Source organism: Kribbella hippodromi, assembly GCF_039531045.1.
In the GTDB taxonomy this organism is placed as follows: domain Bacteria; phylum Actinomycetota; class Actinomycetes; order Propionibacteriales; family Kribbellaceae; genus Kribbella; species Kribbella hippodromi.
In genome coordinates, this window is sequence record NZ_BAAAPH010000026.1 from 107,067 (window position 1) to 113,511 (window position 6,445).

A 6,445-nucleotide genomic window follows, 5' to 3' on the forward strand; every position below is an offset into this window, starting at 1 on the left:
GTTCACCTTTCTTCGGTGGGGTCGTGAGGTTTGCGCAGGGTCAGGCTGAGCGCGGCGGTAACGCCCAGGACGGCTACGGTGGCGATCAGGCCGGTCCGGAGCCCCTCCATGAAGAGCCGGTGCCCGGCGATGATGGCGCCGATGCCGGCGACTCCAAGGGAGCCGCCGAGCTGCCGGAACGTGTTGAGCACGCCGGACGCGGTGCCGGCGAGCCCGGACGGAGCGTGGTCGAGCACCAGCGAAGCGATCGGCGGAACCGTCAATGCACCGCCAACGCCGACCGGGACCATCGCGGCCGCCACGTTCCACAGCGGCGCGCTGACCGGCATCGCCACGATGAGAACCAGTCCCCCGCACTGCACCAGCAGCCCTGTCGTGACGAGAGCCCGAGGGCCGAACCGGGAGGTCAACGCGGCAGCTTGTGAGCTGATGATCGTGACCAGCCCGGTCATCGGCAAGAACAGCAGGCCGGTGAGCAGCGCTGAGGCTCCGCGTTGCTGCTGGAAGTGCAGGCTCTGGACGAAGACGACGCCGTAGAAGGCAGCCATCGAAGTGAACGCGATCGCCAACGCGACCGACAGTTGGCGCGACCTGAACAGCGACAACGGCAGCATCGGTTCCTGTCCACGTGCTTGCGACGTCACGAAAGCGATGGCGGCAACGGCTGTGGCCGCGGTGAGTCCGACGATGACCGGGCTGGTCCAGCCGCGGCTGCCACCTTCGATCACGACGTAGCTGAGCGACCCCAACGCAACGATCGCGGAAACCTGACCGACGGGATCGAAGCGGGCCGGGCGCCGGGGTGCCGACGCGGTCCGGGAGACGCAGGCGAGCGCAAACGCCGCGACGGGCAGGTTGACCCAGAAGATCAGCCGCCAGTCCAGCAGCGTCAAGGCGCCACCGGCAATCGGTCCGGCTGCGGCCGCTACCGACCCTCCGACCGCCCATAGCCCGACGGCGCGGGTCCGCTGGCGCGAGTCAGTGAAGCCCTCGCGAATCAACGCCAGCGAGGTCGGTGTCACGAGCGCCGCACCGGCTCCTTGGAGCAGCCTGGCGACGATCAGCGTTCCGAGGCTCGGCGCGAAGCCACACCCGGCCGACGCCACGGCGAACAGCAGCATGCCGAGGGCGTAAGCGCGCCGTGCTCCGATCCGGTCGGAGACAGACCCGGCGAACAGGATCAGCGCCGAGAAGGTCAGCGTGTAACCCGTGACCACCCACTGCAGCCCGGACAGGCCGCCGCCGAGCGTACGGCCGATATCCGGCAGCGCAACGTTAACGATCTGGGCATCCAGAGCCACCACAAAGAACCCGAGCATCGCCCCACCAACAGCGGCGACCTGCCGACGATCGAACGACCCCCGACCGGCCAGCGCGGCCGCTCCCGGCACCGGTGCGGCCGGTGCCGGTGTGGCCGAGGCCGGTGTGGCCGAGGGCGGGGCCGGTGTGGCCGGGACCGGTCCCGGTGCTGCCGGTGCAGCCGGTCCCGGTGCCGATGTGCCCGGTGCCGATGTGCCCGGGGCCGATGTGCCCGGTCCCGGGGCCGGTGTGGCGGTGGTGTTGCTGGTCATGTGTCCAGGAGACAGGTGCCTGGGCCGCGAGTGAGAGTTCCCGCTGTACCAGGTACCAGCAGACCCTCCCAGGCCGGACAGATCCCGCCGTACCGTGGTCACCGTGAGCAACAAGGACGACGTACGTGAGTTCCTGACCAGCCGGCGAGCCAACGTGACGCCGGAGCAGGCCGGGCTGCCCACGTTCGGCGACAAGCGCCGCGTCGCCGGCCTCCGGCGCGAGGAGGTCGCGCTGCTCGCCGGCGTCAGCGCCGACTACTACACCCGGCTCGAGCGCGGCAATCTGTCCGGCGTCTCCGATCAGGTCCTGGACGCCCTCGCCCAGGCACTGCGCCTGGACGACGCCGAACGAGCCCATCTGTACGACCTCGCGCGCGCCGCCACCGGCCCGGTACGCGGCTCGCGCCGTACCGCCGTGTCCAAGGTCCGCCCCGGCATCCATCGCATCCTGGAATCGCTGACCACCCCGGCCTACGTACGCAACGCCCGCACCGACATCCTCGCCGCCAACGACCTCACCTTCGCGCTGTACGGCGACATCCTGGACCGCGACCGGATGCCGCTGAATCTGGCGAAGTTCTTGTTCCTCGACCAGCGGGCGCCCACGTTCTTCCTCGACTGGGAAACCGTCGCCGACGACTCCGTCGCCGCCCTGCGCGTCGAAGCCGGGCACAATCCGCACGACAAGAGCCTGACCGACCTCGTCGGCGAACTGGCCACCCGAAGCGATGAGTTCCGCGTCCGCTGGGCCCGGCACAACGTCAAACACCACCGCACCGCCGCCAAACGCCTCCACAGCCCCCTGATCGGCGACATCGACCTCACCGGCGAAGCCATGGAACTACCCGGCGACGGCCTCGTCATCATCACCTACACCGCCGAACCCGGCAGCCCCGCCGGCGAAGCCCTCCGCTTCCTGTCCAGCTGGGCAAACCGCACCGCAGCCCAACCACAACAGGCCACACCCGAATACGACACCTGACCGTGACGGGGACGAATCCACGAGCACCGGCGCCCGGCGTACGAGATGATTCCCTTGCCTGCGACGTAACCGAGCCGATCCTCCCGGAAACGGCGCCCTGTCATCTTTGCCGCTCGGGCCGGGTTGCTCGATGAGCGCTCGGGCCGGTTGCTGGACGAGACCGAGGCAACGCACCACCTTCGCTCGATCTGGCCGAACCGGCTGCACCGGAGCTCACCAAGGCGCTCGAACACCCGCCCGGCCCGCACGGCACGCCCGGCGAATCACGCTTCGAGTTGAACTGAGACCGCCCGACGAGATGCGGTCATGGTCGCGCAACGGCAAGGACTTCACGCAATCATCCGGTCGACCAACTCGTCGGCCCGCGAAGTTCCCCGACCTCCGACCCGACATCCAAGCCGCGCTCCCGGCCCAGGCCGACACCGACTGCGTGCTCGACGTGGAACTGGTGGTGTGGAACTGGTGGTGTGGATCGGCGAGCGGATTGACTTCGACGCGGTCCTGCCGCGCACAAGCGGCGAACGCCGCACCGCGCGTTGACCTGTCGGAACGCAGCCCGAGCGGCCAACTGCGAACTCATGACCCAGCTCAATAGGACACTCACCGACCGCGAGCTGCGTCGAACGAGCGATCGGCATTTCAGCTGCGGCCGGGTTGCCTCAGTCCGTAGGCTGCGGCGCGTGGAATTGCGGACGACATTGGACCGACTGGTGGCTGCAGCATCGCTCCCGCCGGTGGCTGAAACCGCGCCCTTGCCCGGCCTGGGGCTGGACAATCAGCTACTGCTAGCGACGCTCGTCAACGATCAGCAGGTCCTGCTTCGGCAAGGGCCAGCTTCGATTTCGCCCGCGCCTCGGGCCCGGTTCCTCGAGTTGCATCAGGTCGGTGCACCACGCCTGTGGGCTGCGGATGAATCCGGTGCCGTCCTGGTCGACTTCGTGGCCGGCGAGACAATGGTCGCCGCGGCCGAGCGCGGCGCGGTGACCGATGAGGTGTGGCGGCGTCTTGGGCAGGCATATGCCCAGGTCCACAGGGTGCAGTTTCCGAGGACTCTTACCGGCAAGTTCGGCCCGCAGGGATTGGAACTTTCACCCGACGATCCGGTCGAAAATCTCCTCACGACGGTTGATTCCGGCGAGCCGTGGGTCGGTCGGCATCGACCGTACTTGACCGGGCATCTCGCACGGCTGAGGTCACGGATCAAAGAGCGTGCCGATGAGGTCCGTGCTGAGATCCCGTGCCTTAGCCACGGCGATCCGAACTGGCACAACGTCGTGGTGGGCGACGGATCGGCGACGTTGATCGATTGGGATTTTCCCGCGGTGCGGTATCCGTTGGATGAGCTGGCGGGCGTGGAGGAACACGCGTACATCCACGGATTCGCCGAGTTGCCTGCCGCGTTCTTCGCCGGGTACGGACGTGAAGTGTCTCGGCCGTTGCTGCGCCTCTATCGCATCGCGAGCTGTCTGCGGACGTTGAGTAGTCCTGACTGGGCAGGGATGCTTGTCGACGAAGCCATGCCCGCTGGGCAACTGGCGATGATTCGTCGCTTCTATCAGGGGTGGTCGAACTGGTTCGACGACCTCCCCGGTCTCCTCAACCAGACCTAGCCGACCGGGATCCACCACCCGCTCGAAATCGATCCACCAAGTTCGATCCAGAGGCCCGGACATCCCCCGGATCGCTACCGCTGGGTGGCGCGGTCGGCGTACCGAGATGAACGAGCGTGCGGCGGTCGTGCGCCGCACACTGATCCCCTCGATGATCTGGTCGCGCTCATTTGGTGAGAGGCCACCGACGTGTGTGCCTGGTGTGAACATGGCGCGCATGTAGCGCCGTACGTGCGTGGTGAGTACGTCGCGGCAGGTGCTTGGTGCGCGTTCGTGGTGCGTGCGTGCGTGCATCGTGCGTGCGTGCGTGCGTCGTGCGTGCGTCGTGCGTGCGTGCATGGTCCGTGCGGCCGTGCGTCGTGGTGCGTGCGTGGCGCGTACGTCGTGGTGGGTGCGCGGTGTAAGTGGGCGTTGGGCGTACGGGGCGTGGGCGTGCCTCGGGTGTGGGGTCGGCAGCGGCTCGTGCGGTGGTGGGCGGCTAGTGGTGGAGCGGTTTGGTGGATGGAGCGGTTTGGTGGATGGAGCGGTTTGGTGGATGGAGCGGTTTGGTGGACGGAGCGGGTTGATGGATGGGGCGCGGTGGGTGGATGGAGTCTGTTAATGGGTGGAGCGGAGGAAGTTGATTAGGGGAACAGGTGTTCGAGTTTCGGGTATGGTGGGGGGATGGGTGGTGAGATTCAGGGGTCGTTGCTGGACTCGTTTGGGGAGCCGGCGGTGGGGGCGTTGGGTGGGGTGCGGCGCACTGTGCTCGGGCGGGGGGCTTGGGTTGATGTGCTGCCTGGGTGGCTTCAGGGGGCTGATGAGGTTTTTGAGCGGTTGGCTCGGGAAGTGCCTTGGTACGCGGAGCGGCGGCAGATGTATGACCGGGTGGTTGATGTGCCGCGGTTGTTGTGTTTTTACGGGGAGGATGATGCGTTGCCGCTGGGGGTTCTGAGTGAGGCTCGGGATCGCCTCAGTGCGTATTACGCGGAGGAGCTGGGGGAACCGTTTCGGACGGCTGGGCTGTGTTACTACCGGGACGGGCGGGACAGTGTTGCGTGGCATGGGGATCGGATCGGGCGCGGGAACGACGAGGACACCATGGTTGCGATCTTGTCGGTGGGTGAGCCGCGGGTGCTCGCGCTGCGGCCGCGGCCCGGTGCTGCGGGTGGGGCAGGTCTGACTCGTAGGGCTGGAGGTGCTGGTGGTGCCAGTGGTGCTAATGGGGTGAATGGTGCTGGTGGGGTTGTTGGTGTGAGTGATTCATGTGGGTCTGAAGGTGCCGGTGGTGCTGGTGGTGTGGGTGGCACAAGCAGTGCCAGCCGCGCTAATGGTGCCGATGGTGTGGGTGGTGCCAGTGGTACCAGCCGCGCTAGTGGTGCGGATGGTGTGGGTGGTGCCAGTGAGGCTGGTGCTGTGGGTGGTGCCAGTGAGGCTGGTGCTGTGGGTGGTGCCAGTGACGCTGGTGCTGTGGGTGGTGCCAGTGATGCTGGTGCTGTGAGTGGTGCTGGTGGGGCTGTTGGTGTGAGACGTTCTAATGAGGTGGATGTTGTGAATGGGGCTGGTGGGGCGCGGGGGGCAGGTGGGGGGACGGTTCGGTATGCGCTTGGGCATGGGGATTTGATTGTGATGGGTGGGTCTTGTCAGCGGACTTGGGAGCATGCGATTCCGAAGGCGGCGGGGCGGGTGGGGCCGCGGATCAGCATTCAGTTCCGGCCGCGGGGCGTTCGGTGAGGGCGGGTTAGGCGGCTAGGGGTTGGGGGGCTGCTGGTTGGTAGATGGCTGTTGGGGCCGAGTAGGCGGATGTTGGCGGCTTGGCAGATGGCGATTGCGGCTTTGGCCCATTGGTCGTCGAGGTCGGGCCAGCGGGGTGGACCGGAGCGGCCTAGGGCGAGGATGAGGCCGGTGCCGGGGGCCGTTCGAACGGCGGGGATTACTGCGGAGAGCGCGGTGGAGCAGAGGCCGGCGGGTGCGCCCTCGGCCCCGGGCTCGGATGGATGCGCCGGTGGGTGCTCGGCCTCGCAACCGGGTGGATGCGCGGCTAAGCGCTCGACGTGACCAGGTCGATGGGCGGGTGGGTGCTCGGCCACGTCACAGGGTAGATGCGCGGGTCGGCGCTCGGGGACGTCAGCGGGTGGGTGCTCGGGGACGTCAGCGGACGGCTGGGCGGGTGGGTGCTCGGCCACGTCACAGGGTGGATGGGCGGGTCGGGGTTCGGGGAGGTCAGCGGGTAGATGCGCGGGTCGGCGCTCGGGGACGTCAGCGGACGGCTGGGCGGGTGGGTGCTCGGCCACGTCACAGGG

General features: G+C 67.8%; 4 protein-coding genes. 3 read left to right on the plus strand and 1 reads right to left on the minus strand.

Features of this window, described 5'->3' with window-relative positions:
* Positions 1-2: 2 nt before the first annotated feature.
* Positions 3-1,391: an MFS transporter gene (locus ABD260_RS31805; protein ID WP_344239572.1), complete on the minus strand. Its 1,389-nt coding sequence runs from the start codon at positions 1,389-1,391 to the stop codon at positions 3-5.
* A gap of 283 nt (positions 1,392-1,674) precedes the next feature.
* Here ABD260_RS31805 and ABD260_RS31810 point away from each other — a divergent pair, with 283 nt between their 5' ends.
* The 3 genes from ABD260_RS31810 to ABD260_RS31820 all read left to right on the plus strand — a co-directional run bounded on the left by ABD260_RS31810 (position 1,675) and on the right by ABD260_RS31820 (position 5,876).
* Positions 1,675-2,553, plus strand: a complete 879-nt coding sequence (locus ABD260_RS31810) for a helix-turn-helix transcriptional regulator (RefSeq protein WP_344239574.1) — start codon at positions 1,675-1,677, stop codon at positions 2,551-2,553.
* Between the two features lie 680 nt (positions 2,554-3,233).
* Positions 3,234-4,163, plus strand: coding sequence for a phosphotransferase (locus ABD260_RS31815; protein WP_344239576.1), 930 nt, complete (start codon positions 3,234-3,236; stop codon positions 4,161-4,163).
* Positions 4,164-5,018: 855 nt separating this feature from the next.
* Complete coding sequence (locus ABD260_RS31820) at positions 5,019-5,876, plus strand: alpha-ketoglutarate-dependent dioxygenase AlkB (RefSeq protein WP_344239582.1); 858 nt, start codon at positions 5,019-5,021, stop codon at positions 5,874-5,876.
* The last annotated feature ends 569 nt before the right edge of the window (positions 5,877-6,445 follow it).